15 protein-coding genes and 1 pseudogene are annotated in these 16639 nt (G+C 70.3%); 7 read left to right on the top strand and 9 right to left on the bottom strand.

What is annotated here, in order from left to right:
* The first annotated feature begins 59 nt into the window (after positions 1 to 59).
* Positions 60 to 1082: a LacI family DNA-binding transcriptional regulator gene (locus QFZ82_RS19790; RefSeq protein WP_307714434.1), complete on the top strand. Its 1023-nt coding sequence runs from the start codon at positions 60 to 62 to the stop codon at positions 1080 to 1082.
* A 228-nt stretch (positions 1083 to 1310) separates the two neighbouring features.
* Here QFZ82_RS19790 and QFZ82_RS19785 read toward each other — a convergent pair whose 3' ends face one another.
* Positions 1311 to 3005 (bottom strand): helix-turn-helix transcriptional regulator, encoded by a 1695-nt coding sequence (locus QFZ82_RS19785; RefSeq protein ID WP_307714433.1) that lies wholly within the window; start codon positions 3003 to 3005, stop codon positions 1311 to 1313.
* A 111-nt stretch (positions 3006 to 3116) separates the two neighbouring features.
* Between QFZ82_RS19785 and QFZ82_RS19780 the strand changes: the two genes are divergently transcribed.
* Both QFZ82_RS19780 and QFZ82_RS19775 read left to right on the top strand, forming a co-directional pair.
* Positions 3117 to 6350 carry a M36 family metallopeptidase gene (locus QFZ82_RS19780; protein ID WP_307714432.1) on the top strand — a complete coding sequence of 1078 codons (3234 nt, stop codon included), beginning with the start codon at positions 3117 to 3119 and terminating at the stop codon, positions 6348 to 6350.
* Between the two features lie 38 nt (positions 6351 to 6388).
* Positions 6389 to 7486: a S8 family serine peptidase gene (locus QFZ82_RS19775; RefSeq protein WP_307714431.1), complete on the top strand. Its 1098-nt coding sequence runs from the start codon at positions 6389 to 6391 to the stop codon at positions 7484 to 7486.
* A 62-nt stretch (positions 7487 to 7548) separates the two neighbouring features.
* On the opposite strand, the gene QFZ82_RS19770 is transcribed toward QFZ82_RS19775, so the two are convergent.
* From QFZ82_RS19770 to QFZ82_RS19740, 7 genes and pseudogenes are all read right to left on the bottom strand, one after another.
* Positions 7549 to 7845 carry a hypothetical protein gene (locus tag QFZ82_RS19770; RefSeq protein WP_307714430.1) on the bottom strand — a complete coding sequence of 99 codons (297 nt, stop codon included), beginning with the start codon at positions 7843 to 7845 and terminating at the stop codon, positions 7549 to 7551.
* 571 nt (positions 7846 to 8416) lie between these two features.
* Positions 8417 to 8671, bottom strand: a pseudogene (locus QFZ82_RS19765) (hypothetical protein); the annotation flags it as partial.
* Positions 8672 to 8965: 294 nt separating this feature from the next.
* Positions 8966 to 10207, bottom strand: coding sequence for a PP2C family protein-serine/threonine phosphatase (locus QFZ82_RS19760; protein ID WP_307714429.1), 1242 nt, complete (start codon positions 10205 to 10207; stop codon positions 8966 to 8968).
* A 210-nt stretch (positions 10208 to 10417) separates the two neighbouring features.
* Positions 10418 to 10690: a hypothetical protein gene (locus QFZ82_RS19755; RefSeq protein WP_307714428.1), complete on the bottom strand. Its 273-nt coding sequence runs from the start codon at positions 10688 to 10690 to the stop codon at positions 10418 to 10420.
* A 62-nt stretch (positions 10691 to 10752) separates the two neighbouring features.
* Positions 10753 to 11013, bottom strand: a complete 261-nt coding sequence (locus tag QFZ82_RS19750; protein ID WP_307717773.1) for a hypothetical protein — start codon at positions 11011 to 11013, stop codon at positions 10753 to 10755.
* Between the two features lie 88 nt (positions 11014 to 11101).
* Complete coding sequence (locus tag QFZ82_RS19745; RefSeq protein WP_307714427.1) at positions 11102 to 11353, bottom strand: hypothetical protein; 252 nt, start codon at positions 11351 to 11353, stop codon at positions 11102 to 11104.
* Positions 11354 to 11357: 4 nt separating this feature from the next.
* Complete coding sequence (locus tag QFZ82_RS19740) at positions 11358 to 11927, bottom strand: DUF5994 family protein (protein ID WP_307714426.1); 570 nt, start codon at positions 11925 to 11927, stop codon at positions 11358 to 11360.
* 284 nt (positions 11928 to 12211) lie between these two features.
* Between QFZ82_RS19740 and QFZ82_RS19735 the strand changes: the two genes are divergently transcribed.
* Positions 12212 to 12736: a DUF5994 family protein gene (locus tag QFZ82_RS19735; RefSeq protein WP_307714425.1), complete on the top strand. Its 525-nt coding sequence runs from the start codon at positions 12212 to 12214 to the stop codon at positions 12734 to 12736.
* A 5-nt stretch (positions 12737 to 12741) separates the two neighbouring features.
* Positions 12742 to 12918, top strand: a complete 177-nt coding sequence (locus QFZ82_RS19730) for a hypothetical protein (RefSeq protein WP_307714424.1) — start codon at positions 12742 to 12744, stop codon at positions 12916 to 12918.
* A 185-nt stretch (positions 12919 to 13103) separates the two neighbouring features.
* Here the strand turns inward: QFZ82_RS19730 and QFZ82_RS39795 are convergent, their stop codons facing one another.
* A complete protein-coding gene (locus QFZ82_RS39795) occupies positions 13104 to 14174 on the bottom strand; it encodes a tetratricopeptide repeat protein (protein ID WP_373429304.1) in 1071 nt (356 codons plus the stop codon).
* 415 nt (positions 14175 to 14589) lie between these two features.
* On the opposite strand from QFZ82_RS39795, the gene QFZ82_RS19720 reads away from it, so the two are divergent.
* Entirely contained in the window at positions 14590 to 15390 is an 801-nt protein-coding gene (locus QFZ82_RS19720) for a hypothetical protein (RefSeq protein WP_307714422.1), read from the top strand.
* 697 nt (positions 15391 to 16087) lie between these two features.
* Positions 16088 to 16636, top strand: a complete 549-nt coding sequence (locus QFZ82_RS19715) for an SMI1/KNR4 family protein (protein ID WP_307714421.1) — start codon at positions 16088 to 16090, stop codon at positions 16634 to 16636.
* Positions 16637 to 16639 lie beyond the last annotated feature (3 nt).

The following is a 16639-nucleotide window of genomic DNA, read 5'->3' as shown; positions in this document are numbered from 1 at the left end:
GGGTCCCGGCCGGCTTCCCGGCCGGGACCACCGGGCCGCACACACAGGAACGGTGACACATGGCCGCGACACGACGCCCGACCCTCGCCGATGTGGCCCGCGAGGTGGGCGTCAGCGCCAAGACGGTCTCACGGGTGCTCAACGAGGACGGGCCGAGCTCGCCGCAGACCAGGGAGCGGGTGCTCGCCGCCGTGGCGAAGCTCGGCTTCCAGCCCAACCTGATGGCCCGCAACATCCGCGTGGGCGGCCCCGACACCACCATCGGCCTGATCGTCCCAGACCTCGGCAACCCGTTCTTCGGCACGGTCGCGGGCGGGATCGAGGACACGGTGCGGGACCGGGGGCTGACGCTCCTGATGGGATCGTCCGCCGACGACCCCGACCGCGAACGGACCCTGATCCAGACGTTCCTCGCGCGGCGCGTCAGCGTGCTCATGGTCGTGCCGGCGTTCGGGGCCGATCACACCTATCTCAAGGCCCAGCGCGCGGCCGGCCTGCCCGTGGTCTTCCTCGACCGCCCGGGCGTCGGGCTGTCCGCCGACTGCGTCGTCAGCTCGAACCGTTCCGGTGCGCAGGAGGGTGTCGCGCACCTCGTCGAGCGCGGCCACCGGCGCATCGGCTTCGTCGGTGACCTGCCCACGAGGCTGTACACGCGGCGCGAGCGCCTCGCCGGTTACCGCGCCGCCCTGGAGGACGCGGGCATCGCCTACGACCGCACGCTGGTGACCGGCGCCCACGACCAGAGCACGGCAGCCGCGGTCACCACGCGCCTGCTGTCCCTGCCGGAGCCTCCCACGGCCCTTTTCGCCGGGAACAACATCGTGGCGCTCGGCGTCGTGGCGGAACTCGCCCGCACCGGCCGCAGGGACATCGCCCTGGTCACCTTCGACGACCTTCCGCTCGCGGAGGTGCTGGAACCGGCCCTGACGGTGGTGGCCCAGAACCCGTCCGCCCTCGGCACGGCGGCGGCCACGACGGCGTTGTCCCGCCTGGACGGCGACCGCACCCGCGCCCGTACGGTCACGATCCCGACCCGCCTGGTGGCGCGGGGCTCGGGCGAACTGCCGGTGCGAGGCGACTGATCCCGAAGAGGACGGGCCCGCATGGGGGCGTCAGTCGTGCGGCGCGCCCGGCCCTCCCGGGCCGTGATCCGTGTCCTTCGGACCACCGCCCTTGTGCCGCCGGGCTCGGCCATACGGGCGCCGCGGCCCACGGCGTTCCCGGCCGGACCGGCCGGGAACGGCTGGGGCTGCCGGCCGTGCGCCGGCAGCCCCGCACCACCCGAGACGCATCCGCGAGCCCGGCCGGGCTCAGTCGGGCTCCCCGACCATGCCGAGCACCAGTGCCAGGCGTCGCTTGGGTACCGAGCCGAACTTCCGGCGGACGTTCATCACGTAGTTGCGCGCGGTGCCGACCGTGATGCCCAGATGGCCGGCGATCTCCACCGCGGTGAACCCCTGGGCCGCGAGCACCGCGACATCGCGCTCGCGGGGGGTGAGCCCGGCGTTCACCTGGTGGCGCTGGTTCTCCGGGACGTGGAGCAGGCCCCGGTGCAGGGAGCGGTCGCGGGCGAGCGTGGCCAGCGATCTGTCGGCTCCCGCCGAGGTCAGGAGCTCGGCGGCGCGGTCGCGGGCGCGGGCCCGTTCGGGCGTGGAGGGGGCGACCCGGGCGGCGGCGTGGTAGGCGCGGCCGGCGGTGATGGGCTCGCCCATGTCGGCGAGGGCGTCCGCGCCCGCGATCAGGGAGGCCCAGCCGCGCCTGCCGGCGAGGTGTCCCTCGACGACCGAACGGATCGCCGCGGCGCGCGGATAGGGCGACCAGAACCGGGACATGGCGGCGGCCTCGTCCCGCGCCGCGTCGGGTGCGATCTCGGTCAGCGCGAGCAGGGCGTCCTCCCAGCCGAAGTGGTGCTCGGCCTCGCGAGCCTTCCGCAGGATCGGAGGCAGCCCGCGCGCCGGGCGCGGCTCGCGGCGCGCATGGCGTATGTACGCAAGCGTCGCCGCCGCACTCGCGCCGCACGGAGGCGAGGTCGCATACGCCACCTCGACGACCGCCTCGAGGGTGTCGTGCGGGAGGCGGCGGGCCGTCTCGAACGTCACCGCGGCGGCGACAGCGCTGCCGAGTTCGCGGACGCCCGGTGCGGCGCCCGTCATCGCGACCGCGGCCTGCTCTCTCGCGACGTCGAGGTGTCCCGTACGGTGACGCACGAGCGCCTCGACCGCGGCGAACTTGTTCACCCAGGGCCCCCGGCCCACCACCCGGCCGCGACCGACGGCCTCCAGGGCGGTCGGGTAGTCCCCGACGTACGCGCAGGTCAGCGCCCAGTTCAGGTAGTTGAGCGAGGCGATCTCGCCGGTGACCGCGTCGAGGTCGGCCGGCAGCAGCGAGGCGGCCCGACGCCAGCGATGGGGTGCGTGCTTGCGTCCCTGATAGGTCTCGCCGGCGGCGAGCATGCCGGCGACGAGGGCGATGATCCACGGCTCGCCGGACTGCTGGGCCAAGGACAGCGCCCGGCGGGCGAGCTCGCGCCGGTAGGAGGGGCTGAGGCCGGCATCGGCGGGGAAGGACATGCGGCTCAGGGCGAGCGCCTGTCCTCCTATGTCTCCCGCCGCGGTGAACTCGAAGAGGGCCCGGGTGCCGTAGTCGGCCATCGCCTTCCCCCGGGCGGCCCGTGCCTGTGCGAGAAACACCGCACCGCGTGCGCGGGGGGTGTGGCACGCGGCGGCCAACTCGTCGAGAAGCGCCCAGGGGGCGGGGCCGGGCGCTCCCCACCGGGTGAGCATGGAGGCCATCTCGGCGAGGGCGATCCGGTCGTCGTCGGCGAGCCGCGGCAGTTCCGCCAGGGCGCTCCGCAGCGTTTCGAGACCGAGGTCGGCCCGGCCGCGGAGCGCGGCCAACTCGGCGTTGCGGACCTGTTCCTGAACGGCTGTCGACACGTTCTCGGCGAAGGACGCAGGGGACGGGCCCGGAAGGAACGGGCGCGCCCCGGACGCATTGTCATTCATGATTGAGGCAAGAATAGGTGCAGTTCTTGGATTGTCCAGGGGGCGGAACCGAGGCTTTCATTTGCGTCGACGGACCGCGGCCGTCGCATCGCTTCCAGCCGAGGACTGCCCATGAATGCATCCCGCAAGTTGGTCGTGTCCGCGCTCACCGCTGCGCTGATGGCGACACCGACGGTCGCCCACTCCGTGACCGATGACCCGTCGGGCGGCCCGGCGTCGGCCGTCGCCGGTGACGTCCCGCAGGACTCAACGGACGTACGACGTGGCCTGCCGACCCTGCCGCCCACCGAGGAGCAGCTCGCGGCCGTGGCGGCGCTGCTGAGGTCGGCCCCGGCAGGCGTATCGCCGAAAGTCACCTGGAACACCACCTACGGGACGCCCCGGACCGTGCGAGCGCCCGGCGCACATCTCACCGGTCCGCGGGCCGGCGAACCGCTCGCGATCGCGAGGGACTGGCTGCAGGCGCACCGCGCGGCGTTCGGCCTGTCGGCCGCGGACGTCGAGGCGCTTGCGGTACGGCGTGACCACGAACTGCCGGGCATCGGCGCCCGGGTGGTGAGCTTCACGCAGGCGTTCGACGGCGTCGAGGCCGTGCACGGCGGCGTGATGACGGTGACCGTGGCCGAGGACGGCCGGGTGCTGTCCTACGCCGGTGACCCGGTACGCAGCGGCGGCCTGCTCGCCGGGTTCGACAAGTCCCCGGCCGACGCACTCGCCGCTGTCGTGTCGTCGCTGTCTCCTTCGTCCGACTTCGTGCCGCTGCCGACAGGCGAGACCCAGGCCGGCTACCAGGTGTTCGCGGCCGGGCCGTTCGCACAGGTGCAACGAGTCCGCAAGGTCGCGTTCCCGACGCCCGGCGGTGCCCGCCCGGCGTACAGCGTGCTGTTCGTCAAGAGCCTCGACGAGGCGTGGGGCGTGGTCGTCGACGCGGCGACCGGCAAGACGCTGGCCAGGCACTCCCTGGTGCACCACGAAGGCCCCCTGGAGCCCGAGGGCACGGTCTACGAGAACTTCCCGGGCGCTGCGCAGGGCGGCGGGCCGGTCATCAAGAGCTTCGGCCCCAACGCGTCGTCACCGGGCGGCTGGGTCGACCCGAGCGGCGCCGCGGGACTGCCCGGCCCCACCACGCTCGGCAACAACGCCAACACCTTCGCGCAGTACACGGCACCACTGGCGCCGACCGACGAGCACAACCGGCCGATCAGCCCGACAGCGCAGTTCAACTACGCGTACGCCGCCAACTGGGCCCGCACCAAGGGCCAGACGCTGCCGCCGTCGTACGTGCTGGACCGCGACCCGGCGGTGACGAACCTCTTCTACCACCACAACCGGATCCACGACGAGTACTACCAGTTCGGCTTCACCGAGACCGCGGGCAACTTCCAGGTCAACAACTTCGGCAAGGGCGGCCAGGGCGGCGACCCGATCAGCGGTCTCGCCCACTCGGGTGCCGCGACCGGTGGCGCGCCGACCTACCTCGGCCGGGACAACGCCAACATGCTGACCCTGCCCGACGGCATCCCGTCGTTCTCCAGCATGTACCTGTGGGAGCCGATCAACGACGCGTTCGAGGGCCCGTACGCCGACGGCAACTTCGACCAGACCGTCATCCAGCACGAGTACAGCCACGGCCTGTCCAACCGGTACGTCGGGGGCGGCGGACTCGGCTCGCTCGGCGGTGAGCAGTCCGGTGCGATGGGCGAGGGCTGGGGCGACTGGTACGCCATCAACCACCTGGGCCGCGAGGGCCTCTACGACAAGGCCGTGGTCGGCGAGTACGCCGTGGGGAACGCCGAGCGGGGCATCCGCAACTGGGCTTACGACAAGAGCCCGTTGACATACGGCGACTACGGCTACGACATCACGGGTCCCGAGGTCCACGCGGACGGCGAGATCTGGACCGCCATGCTGTGGGACCTGCGCCGCGCCCTGGTCGACCGGTACGGCACCAAGGCGGGCAGCGACATCGCCGAGCACCTGGTGACCGACGCCATGCCGCTGTCCCCGCCGTCGCCGTCGTTCCTCGACATGCGCGACGCCATCCTCGACGCGGACACCCTCCGCTTCCACGGCGACAACACCGACACCATCTGGACCGCCTTTGCCCGCCGCGGCGCGGGCCGTTCGGCCGCGACCGCAGGTCCCGACGACACCGACCCGAAGCCGGGATTCGACCATGCGGCCCCGTCGCGCAACGGGATGCTCGCCGTCAAGCTGGTGAACGCCTCCACCGGCGAACCCGTCGAGGACGCCCGGGTGATCATCGGTGAGTTCGAGGCCCGGGTGACACCGCTCGGCACGTCGGGCCCCGGCGGTGTCGTCTCGGCGCCGATGGTCGACGGCGCCTACACGGTGACCGTGCAGGCGCGCGGCTTCGGCATCCAGAAGTTCCGGGGTCTTCAGGTCCAGTCGGGCAGGACGACCGCCCGGACCCTCGAGCTGGCGCCGAACCTCGCCTCGAAGCACAACGGCGCGAGCCTCGTGAAGACCACCAGCCAGGACGACGGCCTTCCCGCGAGCTTCCTGATCGACGACACCGAGGCGACCGCGTGGAAGACCAAGGACACGGGCAAGCCGTACAACGCGGGCGCGCACCAGGTGGCCGAGGTGAAGCTGGCCGAGGAGGCGCAGGTCTCCCGCATCGCGGTCAGCACGCTCAAGCCGACCACGGCCGGACGGTTCAACGCGACCAAGGACTTCACCGTCCAGACCTCGACGGACGGGGTGCTGTGGAAGACGGTCGAGGCGGGCACGTTCGCCGCCCGGGCGCCGCGGCCCACGGCGCCGGACATGCAGATCCAGACCCTGAAGCTGGACGCACCGGTCACCGCGAGCCACGTCCGGGTCTTCGTCGACTCCATCCAGGGCGAGACCAAGACGTACGCCGTGCTGTCCGAACTCCAGGTGTTCGGCAACGCCTCCGGCGTCGAGCCGCTGCCGTTCACGCCGGACGAGCCGGTCAGCGAGTCGGGGACGATCCAGGCCGGTGCGCCGCAGGGGCTGTGGTACCTCCCCGGCACCGAGCCGTACCGTCCCGGCGTGACCGTGGCCTCGTGGCAGGCCGCCTGCGGCACACCCCCGGCCGCTCAGGGCGCCGACGCGTGGATCATGAAGCTGCCGGCCGGCTGGGGCGACGGACTGCACGTGGCGTCGTACACCGAGCCGGAGAGCCAACTCGGCGAGATGCAGATGTTCTTCTACGACGCGGCGTGCAAGCCGATCACCGGCGACTTCGCGACGCCGGGCCAGAAGGCCGTGATCGCCCCCGGCGCGGCCTACGTCGGGCTGCTCTACCTGTACGGCGCCGACTACCAGTTCACCCTCACCGCGCGGCAGACCGGCTGACCATCGGTGCTCCCGTCCGTCACCCAGGAGAGGAACACATGTCCCGCAACCGCAGTTTCACTCTGGCCGCGTCGCTTCTCGGCGCCGCCGCCCTGTTGAGCACGTCGGCCGGCCTCGCGCATGCCGGCGCCGGCGACCCGCTGAGAGGCGACCAGTGGGGCCTGGACCAGGTCCGCGCCGAACAGGCGTGGGCCACCAGCACCGGCACGGGTGCCGTTGTCGCCGTCGTCGACACCGGAGTGGACCTGACCCACCCCGACCTCAAGGGCAACCTGGTGGCCGGCGCCACGTTCACCGGCTGCGGCAAGGCCGGTGGGCCGTGCGGGAACGGCGACTTCCGCGGCCCCGACGGGGAGAACAACGGCGACGAGCACGGCACCCACGTCGCCGGCATCGTGGCCGCCGTCGCGGGCAACGGCACCGGTGTCGCCGGTGTCGCGCCGAACGCCAGGATCATGCCGGTCAAGGTGCTGGAGGAGGGCAGCGGCACCTTCGAGGACATAGCCGCCGGCATACGGTGGGCCGTGGACCACGGCGCCGACGTGATCAACATGAGCCTCGGCGGGCTGGCGGGCACGCAGGTCGTCACCATCACCGGCCTGGAGTCGTCGGTGACCGAAGCGATCGCGTACGCGGGCGCGCAGGGCACGTCGGTCGTCGTGGCCGCCGGGAACTCCGCCACTCCGGCCTGCAACACCCCGGCGTGGGAGCCCGGCGCGATCTGCGTCGCCTCGACCGACCGCAACGAGCTGAAGAGCTGGTTCTCCGAACTCCCGAACAAGCCGGACCTCAAGGCCGTCGCTGCTCCCGGCGGCGCGGGACTCGTCTCCTGCAAGGACGACATCGTGTCCACCGTGCCGGCCGGCACCGGATCCGCCTCCTGCGGCCACAAGGACTACGACTACTACGCCGGCACCTCCATGGCCACGCCGCACGTGGCGGGCGTCGCCGCCCTGCTCTTCGCCCAGGGCCGGACCCTGGCCGACGTCGAGAACACGCTCCTCGGCACGGCCCGCCAGCCGGGCACCGGCCTGACGGGTGTCTACTCACCGGTCTACGGCTGGGGCGTGGTGGACGCCGCGGCCGCGGTGAAGTCTCCGGGCGCGACCCCGGCCAAGGGCCGCAAGAAGCACTGAACGGACCGGCGTGTGGCGGCCACCCGTGCGTCCGGGGTGGCCGCCTCCCTTTCGAGCCCGCGCTATCCCGCTCGTTCGAGGGTCAAGGCGCTGCGAGCGGGTTCGGCTCGCCACATGGCGACCAGCTGGGGGTAGGACTCGATGAAGCGACGCCTCTCCGCGAGCGCGGCAGTCCTTGAAACGCCGATCTCGGCGTGGTCGAACCCGGTGTCCTGATGTCCCATGCTGTCGAGATCGGCCCATGCCGGGTCCTCGCCGAAGACGAGCTGCAACTCCACCTTCCAGTACTCCGGCTGCCCATGGGGGTCGTCACGCTCCCCGACGTCGTTGACCGCGAGCAGTCGCCCGAAGGACAGCACAGGCCGGTCGTCGTTCCAGCTCCACCTGCCCCACTCGGGATGCTAACGCAGCGCCCCCCCGGCTGGTCGCTCACTGATCGGGCACGCGGCGGACAAGGCCCTCCTCGGCCGAAGCACTCAGGTGGGACTGAGTACTCGCACCCTGGCCGGCTATGGGTTTGTCGGAACGCGGGGCCCGGTGACCTGCACGGCCTGCCTGGCCCAGGAGACACCGCGCGCTTCAGCCGCGCTCTTCCGCCTCTTCCATGAACCTGATGCCCTCGTGGGTGAGCGAGGCGGTCGCCGGGGTCTCGTGCGATGTCCAGTCGACGGTGATCAGGCCCTCGCCGGCCAGGTAGGCGCAGGCGGCGCTCAGGTCCTCGTCGGGGAGACGAAGTCGTTCGCGGAGCGCGTCTGCGCCGACCTCCCGGCGATGGTGTCCGACGGCCTCGTAGAGAGCCTTCAGAACCTCCTGCCGATGGGTCCTGCGCTCACGCAGTGTCGCCGTGGCTGCCGCTCCCCGGTCTCCCTCGGCGGGGCGCGCGCCGGCACCAGGAGGGCTGCCGAGCTCTCGCTCGCCGCCCGAGGACACCTCGTCTGCCTGCACGCGGTCGTCGAAGGGCGAACGGCTGCTTGCCAGCCAGGACTGTGCGGGCTCCGCGGCGTGCGCGGTGTCGACGGTGAGACTGAGGCGAGTGGCCCCTTCGCTGCCTGCGGGATAGCTACGCTGCTCGGTCGACGCGAAACAGCGGCGGAGTACCTCCGCGACGCGCCGGGCGGCCTCCGGCGTCGCCGCGACGATACGAACCTCTGCGTGGCCCGCGGAGGGCAACGGCTCGTGGTCCATGGAGTCACCTCTCGCAGCACGGCCCGGCGACGTGCGAACGCGGTCGCAGCATCATGTGCCCCAGGGGCGAGCATGCATGCACGCCGCTGTACGCCCCCTTGAAGCCTAGGCCCGGTCACGCACGCCCCGCGCGTCGAGCGGTCTGCCGAGCGCGTCCCATGAGGCCATCGCGCCGGGGACCGCACTGTCGGGAAGAGGGCGGAGGGCTTCCTGAACGGCCCATCGCACCGTTGACGACCGCTGTTCGCCGCCCTGAAGGGCACCGTTGCGGCGATGGGCCGGGTGCCGGCTTGCTCACTCCAGGACGGCGAGGTGGTCGGCGGCGCCTCCGAGCCACTCGATCAGGAAGAGGGTCGCGTCGTCACTGGTGCTCCCGCCCCGTTCCTCCTTCAGTGTGTGGGAGAGCGAGCGCACCACTGCCCGCACTCCCTCCTCTGCCTGCTCGACGCGGTTGACCCAATGGATGAGTTGTTCCTCGCCGAACTGCTCTTCACCGGCTTCGTGTTCCTCGATCAGGCCGTCGGTGAAGCACAACACCCGGTCGCCGCGTTGCAGTATCTGCTCGCTGACCTGGGGCTCTTCACCGCCGAAGCCGACCGGCAAGGTGGTCGGGCTCTCCAGCTGCCTCAGGACCTCGTGTTCGCGGATCAGCAGCGGTGCCGGGTGGCCCGCGTTGACCCACTGCAGGTGGCCCGTTGCGATGTCCAGACGCATCATCTGCGCGGTGACGAAGTGTTCGGGCCCGAACTGCTCGGCGACGGCCCGGTCCATGAACGTGTAGATCTCGGACAGGCCGATGCCGGCACGTCTGGAGTGCCGGTAGGCGCCGATGGCGACGGTGGCCATCGTGGCGGCGTTCAGGCCATGGCCCATCGCGTCGATCACGGCCACATGCAGGATGTCGTCGTTGAGTGCGTAGTCGAAGCTGTCGCCGGCGACGCTGTAGGCGGGCTCCAGGATTCCGGCCACCGCGACCTGCGGCACGGCCATCGCCAGCGGCGGAAGCAGAGACCACTGGATCTCCGCGGCCACGCTCATGGGTTCACGGCGCCGGGTGAGGAAGAACTGGTCGGTGTAGCTGTGCTTGGTGACCAGCATGTCGGCGATCAGGCCGGCGAGTCTGCGCAGCAGGCGCCGGTCGTCGTCGTCGACGGTCTCCAGGGTGACGGCCAGGACTCCCACCTGGTCGCTGCCGTCCAGCAACGGCAGATACATCCGGACGCCGTCGGCCTGCGGTACCTCGACAGGGATCGCACGCAGGAAGGCCGTGCCGGCGGGGGATTCACCGATCGGCTCGGGCCCGCTGAGGGTCAGCCGCCTACCCGGCAGCGGCACCAGGAGCAGCTGCGCATAGTCCTGCAGGAGGATCGAGATGTCCCGGCCACCGACCCGGGCCACCTCTTCCGCGATCAGGGGGGCGATCAGCTGCGGCGGCATCTCGTGTGCCCGGTCCAGCAGCACCCCCAGCAGCCGCTCACCGAACCCCTCCGACCGGTCCACCGTGTCCTTGCCAGGCTGCCGATCACCCTCCGCCATCACCGTGCCCTTTCAGCTCGCCAGCCGATGTCCCTGCCGTCGCGCCGATCGTGCGCAACGACCCCGGCGTATACACACCGGGGTCGCCCTTCCGGGCGGTTGCACGTGAGAGTGCACCGACCCATTCACCATGCTATGCCTGTGCCGCCTATCCGGCAGAAGGGACTTTCAGGGCAATGCGGGCCTGGCCGGAAGGGGCTCAGTGCCGCGTCAGCCGCGTTCCTCCTCTTCGGCCTCCATGAGCCGGATTCCCCGATGCGTCAGCGTGACCATCGCGGGGGTGTTTCCCCGTGCCCAGTCGACTGTGATGAGACCCTCGCCCGCCAGATACGTGCAGGCCGCGGCCAGGTCCTGCTCGGGCATGTGGAGGTCGTCGCGCAGTTTCGCCCCGGTGACGCCGAGGAGGCGATTGCCTTCCGTGGCCACGTACAGGGACTTCATGATCGCCTCGCGGTAGTTCTTCCGCTCGTGGAGTGTTGCCATGGTCTGCCACCCACTCGTGCCGGGCACCCACTCGTGCCGGGGCGCCGACGAGGGTCTCTGCCTCAGACTTCATCCGTCTGTGTGCGGTCCTGATCGGAGGACCGACTGGCTGCCAGCCAGGGCCGCGCCCGCTCCGCCGTCTGCGTGATGTCCACGGTGAGGTGGAGGCGGGTTCCGCCGTCGCTGCCGGCGGGGTAGCTGCGCTGCTCGGTGGAGGCGAAGCAATGACGAAGTACCTCTGCGACCCGACGGGCGGTCTCGGGGGACGCCGCGACGATGCGCACCTCGGCCCGCCCGTCCTCGGGTGGTTCCGGTGGCTTCATGGTGGCCTCGTTCATCAGCTCGACGTGCCGGTGGGCGGTGGCCCCACACTCGTCGAGCCCCACACCCACCGCCCCGGTCACAACAAGGTCATGCGTCATCCGCGGCCTCTTCTCGGTCTTCCCTGTGAGCAGCGGCGACGGGGTGAGCGGGGGCGACGGACGATCCGGCACGCTCTGCCGGCCGTCGGCTCTTCCGCCGCCGCCGACCGATGCCCGGCACGACATCGCCGTAGTGGAATGCTGCGATCCGCTCGGCGTGCTGGCCATTGAGCAGATGGATCAACAGCACACCTATGAGGATCATGGCGATGATCACGGACACGGTGATGGCGGTCTCCATGTCCTCACCTCCCTCGGGCGGAGCTCATGGGCCCGGTCGGGTCGGGCTGCTCGGCCGCTGCTGAAGCGTGCCCGCCGTCGGTCTCCCACTCCTCTTCCCGGCCCAGTGCGTCCCTGGCGTCGCGGGCGACGTCCTCGCTCGCGATGAGGCCGCTGGCGGCGGCGAGCCCGCCGGGGGTGGTTGCCGCGATCATCAGTCGGGCGGCGGCAGCCGCACCGGCCTCCGGCGGGATCACCAGCAGATCCCAGCGGCCTGTGGTGTAGGAGAGAAGGATCAGCTTGTGCGGGTCCTGCTCGTCTGCGAACCAGCCCACGTGCACCGTGTGCCCTGCCACGGCCACCTTGCGCGGGATCACGGGCCAGTGGGTCGGGTTCACCGTGACACGCGTGATCCGTCCCCAGCACGCGTCCAGCACCTCGACGAGGGCGGGGAGTTCACGGGAAAGATCGCGAGAGCGAGGCCACCAGGCACCGTCCAAAAGCCCCGGAGCCGACCCCTTCGGGGTCAGAGACAGGCGGGTCGGCGGTGAGGTCTCGCGCTCACTGTCAGTCGTGCGGTCGATGGTCGCGGTCATGGCGCGGACCTGTCCCCGGGCGCATCTTCATGGTCCCAGTGTTGCTGCTCGCCGAGAACGACACCCGCGTGGAGCTGGTGTGCGAAGTACTCCCGGTGTCTCCACTCTACTCCGGGCATGGTCCGGTGAACCCGGCCGTGACCAGCGAATTCGATGGAAACCGCCGGTGCGGATCCGCAGCCCGCGGGTGGGATCACGGAGTACCGTGAAACCGGTAGCCCCCCGGACGTCATCCCAGGCGATCAACGAACGCACACCGAACCCCGCAGACAGGTGAGCACACCATGTCCGACGCCGACACCCCACCGGAAACGAAGGTCCTGCCGGACGCGATCCACAAGGCCGTGAAGCCTGGAACAGCCCTTCTGCGGCTGGGGACGACACATGTCCGCGAGGGAATCCTCGACGGCGCATGGTGGCCGCGTTCCCGCGACGTCGGCGCCGAGCTGCCCAGCCTGATCACCGCGCTGACCGAGCACGTCGGACCCCTCACGCGCGTCGGCCTGGACTCCAGCGCCTGGGAAGAACTACCGACACGACTGATCATCGACGACCGCGTCGTGCACATCGACTCCTTCCCGGTCGGTGATGACACCGTCCTCATCACCCGAGGGGATCGAGACCACTTCTCCCTGCTGGTGATCCCGCCGGACACGACTCCCGACGCAGCACGCGCAGCGATGGCCCGGGCCGTCAGCGCCCACAACGCCACGGCCGAGCAGATCCTTATCGACACCGGCACCGGCCGGACACACCCGATCGCCACGGAAGACCGGCAGGCAGGCCAGGAACGCCGCGATACGAGGTGATGGAGATGGCCCTCTTTCTCCTGCTGATCATCGTCGCGATCGTGCTGGGCATCACCGGAGCGGTGACCGAGGGACTGTTCTACCTGCTGATCATCGGCGTGATGGTGCTCGTCGCCGACCTGATCTTCCTCCGCATACACCTGGGCCGCCGCCGACGGGCAGGGAAACGCCGCGTCCGGTAAACCGGTGGCTGATGCTCCACGACAGGGCGGAGAAGTTCCCGCATCTGGACCGCCTGCGGTGCTCAAGTCCCGTACTCGGTACGTCGAGGGGCCGCTCCGGGCCCGGAAGGGAGATCGGGTGTGCGAAGTGTGAGCTGCAGGCGGTCCCATGCGTCTGGCCTCTTGCGGCGGTGTGCCGCTGCTGTTCAGTCGGCGACGGTTTCGCACGCTGACGGCACCTTGGCTGCGGGAGGGAGCGCAGGGACGTACGGCGTCGGAGCGAGTTCCGCAGGCTTGGGGGCATCTGCAGCAGGCCGCCGTGGCCGGTCCTTTCGACCTCTGCCCGTGAGCACTCGCCACATGCCGCGCGACTCCCGGTGTTTCATGACCCGGCTCCGGCCATCGCCGAGCTCGCTGAAGCGGCTGGCGGCCTGCTGGTGGGCGTCGCTGGCTTCGGCGAACCGCCGTACCTGCTGCAGGGCGGCACCGAGGTTGTTCAGCGCCTGACCCTCGCCGTGGATGTCACCGAGCTCGGTGAAACGGTCGGCGGCCTGTTGGTGGGCTTCGATGGCTTCGTCGAACCGCCGCATCTGCTGCAGGGCGGCACCGAGGTTGTTGAGCGCCTGACCTTCACGGTGGAGGTCACCGAGTTCGCTGAAACGTTCGGCGGCGAACTGGTGGGCTTCGATGGCTTCCTCGAACCGCCGCATCTGCTGCAGGGCGGCACCGAGGTTGTTGAGCGCCTGGCCTTCGCCGTCGCGGTCACCGAGCTTGGTGAAATGGTTCGCGGCCTGCTGGTGGGCCATGATTGCCCCGTCGAACCGCCGCACCTGCTGCAGGGCGGCACCGAGGTTGTTCAGCGCCTGACCTTCGCGGTAAATGTCATCGAGCTCGGTGAAACGGTCGGCGGCCTGCTGGTGGGCGTTGATGGCTTCGTCGAACCGCCGCACCTGCTGCAGGGCGGCACCGAGGTTGTTCAGCGCCCGGCCCTCGCCGTGGATGTCACCGAGCTCGGTGAAACGGTCGGCGGCCTGCTGGTGGGCTTCGATGGCTTCGTCGAACCGCCCCACCTGCTGCAGGGCAGCACCGAGGTTGTCCAGCGCAAGAGCTTCGCCGTGACGTTCGCCGATCTCACGGCAGATGGCGAGGTCCTGCTGGTGGGCCGCTATTGCCCCGTCGAACCGCTGCACCTGTTGCAGAGCGGTGCCGAGACTGTTGAGCGGCCGGCCCTCGCCGTGGCGTTCACCGAGCTCGCGGCAGATCGTAAGGTCCTGCATGTTCTCTCCAGGAGTGTCGCGCGCTCCCGCCCTCACTGCCTTTTCCTCACGCCGCGCAGCGGCGTGACTGGACGGGCAACCCGTTCATGCTGACCACCTCAGTAATCAGTCGGGCGGTCAGCGCTGCAACCGGCCGGGTGTCGACCGCCCCCAACCGGATGGCATATTCGCTTGTCCGGCGCATAGGAAACGACTGCGGCACTGTTCTGATGTATAAGGGCCCACAGGGCGTTGAGCATTCGCGGGCAAGGGCGTTTCACGGCTTGGATGTGCTGGCAGCCTTCGCCTCGCTTCTTCACGTAGTAGTCCCGGCCGGGCAACCCCAGGCGGCCAGCGCCGGCCCCCGCCTCACCTGGTAAAGTGGCGACCTTCGGCCGGCGGAAGCCGTACGGAGTCCTCGAAGGCCGGGCACATCATGCATCTCGCCGACCGTCCCGCACGTCGCCGCCTCAGCGCCGCCCTGGACAACCTCGCCGTCACCTTCCACGGCATGACCGCACACCCGGACGAGCACAACTGCGAATGCCACTGGGGCAGCCCGGAGGAGCTCTCCCTTCTGAAGACGCCGGATGTGGAGCTGGAACCGGATCTCCTGCGCCGGACCTGGCAGGCCGTCGACTGGACCGATCACGCGGCCGTGCTGCGCCGCATCCTGCCTCAGTTCGCCGCGGTGCTGGTCGCCGGCCGCGCGGAACCTCTGTTCGGACTGGAAGAGGCCGGCTACTCCTTCGCCCGCGGCCGCTGGCAGCAGTGGCCTGACGATCACGCCGGTCCGGTACGCGAGTTTCTGCATGCGTGGTGGGCGCAGAGCCTCACCGACCCGGATGCGATCGTCCCCGCGCACCAGGTCTTCGTGATGTGTGCCGAGGCGTCAGGAACTGTCGGCCCCTGGCTCGCAGAATGGGAGAAGCAGACCGGGTACCTCAGCGACCGACATCTCGCCGAGGCGGCGGCGGAATGGGAGTCCGAGCTCCTGGCAGACAGCCTGCCGTGGAGCGTCGGCTGGTACGAGCACGACGAGGAGGAGATGCGCGCCGAACTGGTCGCCTGGCTCCTTGACCATGCTGCGGTGCGGCTCCGCGAGTCGGGCGCATCGGCGGATCTGCAGCACCGGATAGGGCTGCTCGGACTCACCGGCGAGGACCGCTGGACGGATCCGGCACTGGCCCGGCCAACGCTGCTGACGGGAGCGCGACCTCGGAGCCGGACCGCGTAGCCAACGGCCTGTGCGGATGGGCTGCTTCGCTGCGAAGCGTCCGGGCGTAGGGACCAGATCGGTAGCCGAAGAAACGATCTGCCGGCTTCGTGACCTGGACCCTGATTGGCGGCCAACGTCGTGACCTGCGGTCGAGTCGTCCAGGGTTGTCAGCGTTGGTCGCCGCTGTGCGCCCTCGCACGGCCCGGAGACGGCCCGAGCTGACCGGCTTGGCTATGAGTCGGACGGCGCTGAAACGGCCCGCGCCTGCTTCCTTGATCGACGGTATCGATGCCACCGTTGGGAGAGCATGCCGGACGCCAGGGAGAACAAGGCGAAGGCCGCGCAGGTCATCCAGCCCGCTGGTTCGCCGGCCACCTTCCCTGCCAGCCAGAACATCAACGACGTGCCTGTCCAGATGGCGAGCCAAGAGCCTCCATCCGACACCCAGCGAGCTCTCTTCACGCGCGTGACCATACATCCCGAGGTAGGCCCGCCCTCGATGCAAGTGCTGGAGTTACGGCACTGGTTTGGAAGACCACGAATGCGGACGCCCGCTGAGCTGGGAGACCGCTGGCCTGCGGGGGAGCGTCCACGCCCCCTTGGCTCCCCGCTCTCTGCGACCGATCGGGCACGGATGGGCACGCCTGCAAGGAACGGCGGCGGATGAGTGGCCCAGGTGAAGGGTCTGTCCGGAGTGGCTGATACCTGTAGTGCCATGGATGCAGCCGATGAAGAACCTCGCCCGGGACGCGAAGCCCTCGACACCCTCCGAGCCGCCTTCCCATCCGAGTGGAGAGAGGCCCCGCTGGGATGGGACGGGGTTGCGGCGTGGGAGACAGCCAACGGCGTCGTACTGCCTGAGCCCTACCGCAGCTTCGTCGCAGAGATCGCCAACGGCTCCGCGCTCGGCCCAGCCGAAGACGGCGGTCTTCTCCCCCTCGACTGGCTCCCTCCCAGCTGGCCCGACCTCGGCGACCGAAATGTGACCGCGCCGTTCCCGCTGGAGGCAGCGTGGGCCTGGGAGTACGAGGAGGACGCAGAGGGGGACATCGAAGAACGCTCCAATGCCGTCTACAACCACGGCTCGATCATCCTTGGGGCAGAAGACGGGCCGATGTACTGGCTGTTGGTCGTCACGGGGCCGCAGCGTGGGAAGATCTGGCTTGTAGCCGATGTCGGCGCCCACCCCTACCCCGGGCCTGATGCAGCTGGCTTCCTGGAGTGGGTCCAACGCTGGCAGGCCGGCGGCACCTGGTGGGACTGATCA

It is taken from the genome of Streptomyces sp. V4I23 (genome assembly GCF_030817975.1).
Classification (GTDB): Bacteria; Actinomycetota; Actinomycetes; order Streptomycetales; family Streptomycetaceae; genus Streptomyces.
This window is presented reverse-complemented; position numbering and strand designations above follow the sequence as displayed.

Coding starts and splice junctions, on each gene's coding strand:
- QFZ82_RS19790 (WP_307714434.1), top strand. CDS start 60: ATGGCCGCGACACGACGCCCGACCCTCGCCGATGTGGCCCGCGAGGTG.
- QFZ82_RS19785 (WP_307714433.1), bottom strand. CDS start 3,005: ATGAATGACAATGCGTCCGGGGCGCGCCCGTTCCTTCCGGGCCCGTCC.
- QFZ82_RS19780 (WP_307714432.1), top strand. CDS start 3,117: ATGAATGCATCCCGCAAGTTGGTCGTGTCCGCGCTCACCGCTGCGCTG.
- QFZ82_RS19775 (WP_307714431.1), top strand. CDS start 6,389: ATGTCCCGCAACCGCAGTTTCACTCTGGCCGCGTCGCTTCTCGGCGCC.
- QFZ82_RS19760 (WP_307714429.1), bottom strand. CDS start 10,207: ATGGCGGAGGGTGATCGGCAGCCTGGCAAGGACACGGTGGACCGGTCG.
- QFZ82_RS19755 (WP_307714428.1), bottom strand. CDS start 10,690: ATGGCAACACTCCACGAGCGGAAGAACTACCGCGAGGCGATCATGAAG.
- QFZ82_RS19750 (WP_307717773.1), bottom strand. CDS start 11,013: ATGAAGCCACCGGAACCACCCGAGGACGGGCGGGCCGAGGTGCGCATC.
- QFZ82_RS19745 (WP_307714427.1), bottom strand. CDS start 11,353: ATGGAGACCGCCATCACCGTGTCCGTGATCATCGCCATGATCCTCATA.
- QFZ82_RS19740 (WP_307714426.1), bottom strand. CDS start 11,927: ATGACCGCGACCATCGACCGCACGACTGACAGTGAGCGCGAGACCTCA.
- QFZ82_RS19735 (WP_307714425.1), top strand. CDS start 12,212: ATGTCCGACGCCGACACCCCACCGGAAACGAAGGTCCTGCCGGACGCG.
- QFZ82_RS19730 (WP_307714424.1), top strand. CDS start 12,742: ATGGCCCTCTTTCTCCTGCTGATCATCGTCGCGATCGTGCTGGGCATC.
- QFZ82_RS39795 (WP_373429304.1), bottom strand. CDS start 14,174: ATGCAGGACCTTACGATCTGCCGCGAGCTCGGTGAACGCCACGGCGAG.
- QFZ82_RS19720 (WP_307714422.1), top strand. CDS start 14,590: ATGCATCTCGCCGACCGTCCCGCACGTCGCCGCCTCAGCGCCGCCCTG.
- QFZ82_RS19715 (WP_307714421.1), top strand. CDS start 16,088: ATGGATGCAGCCGATGAAGAACCTCGCCCGGGACGCGAAGCCCTCGAC.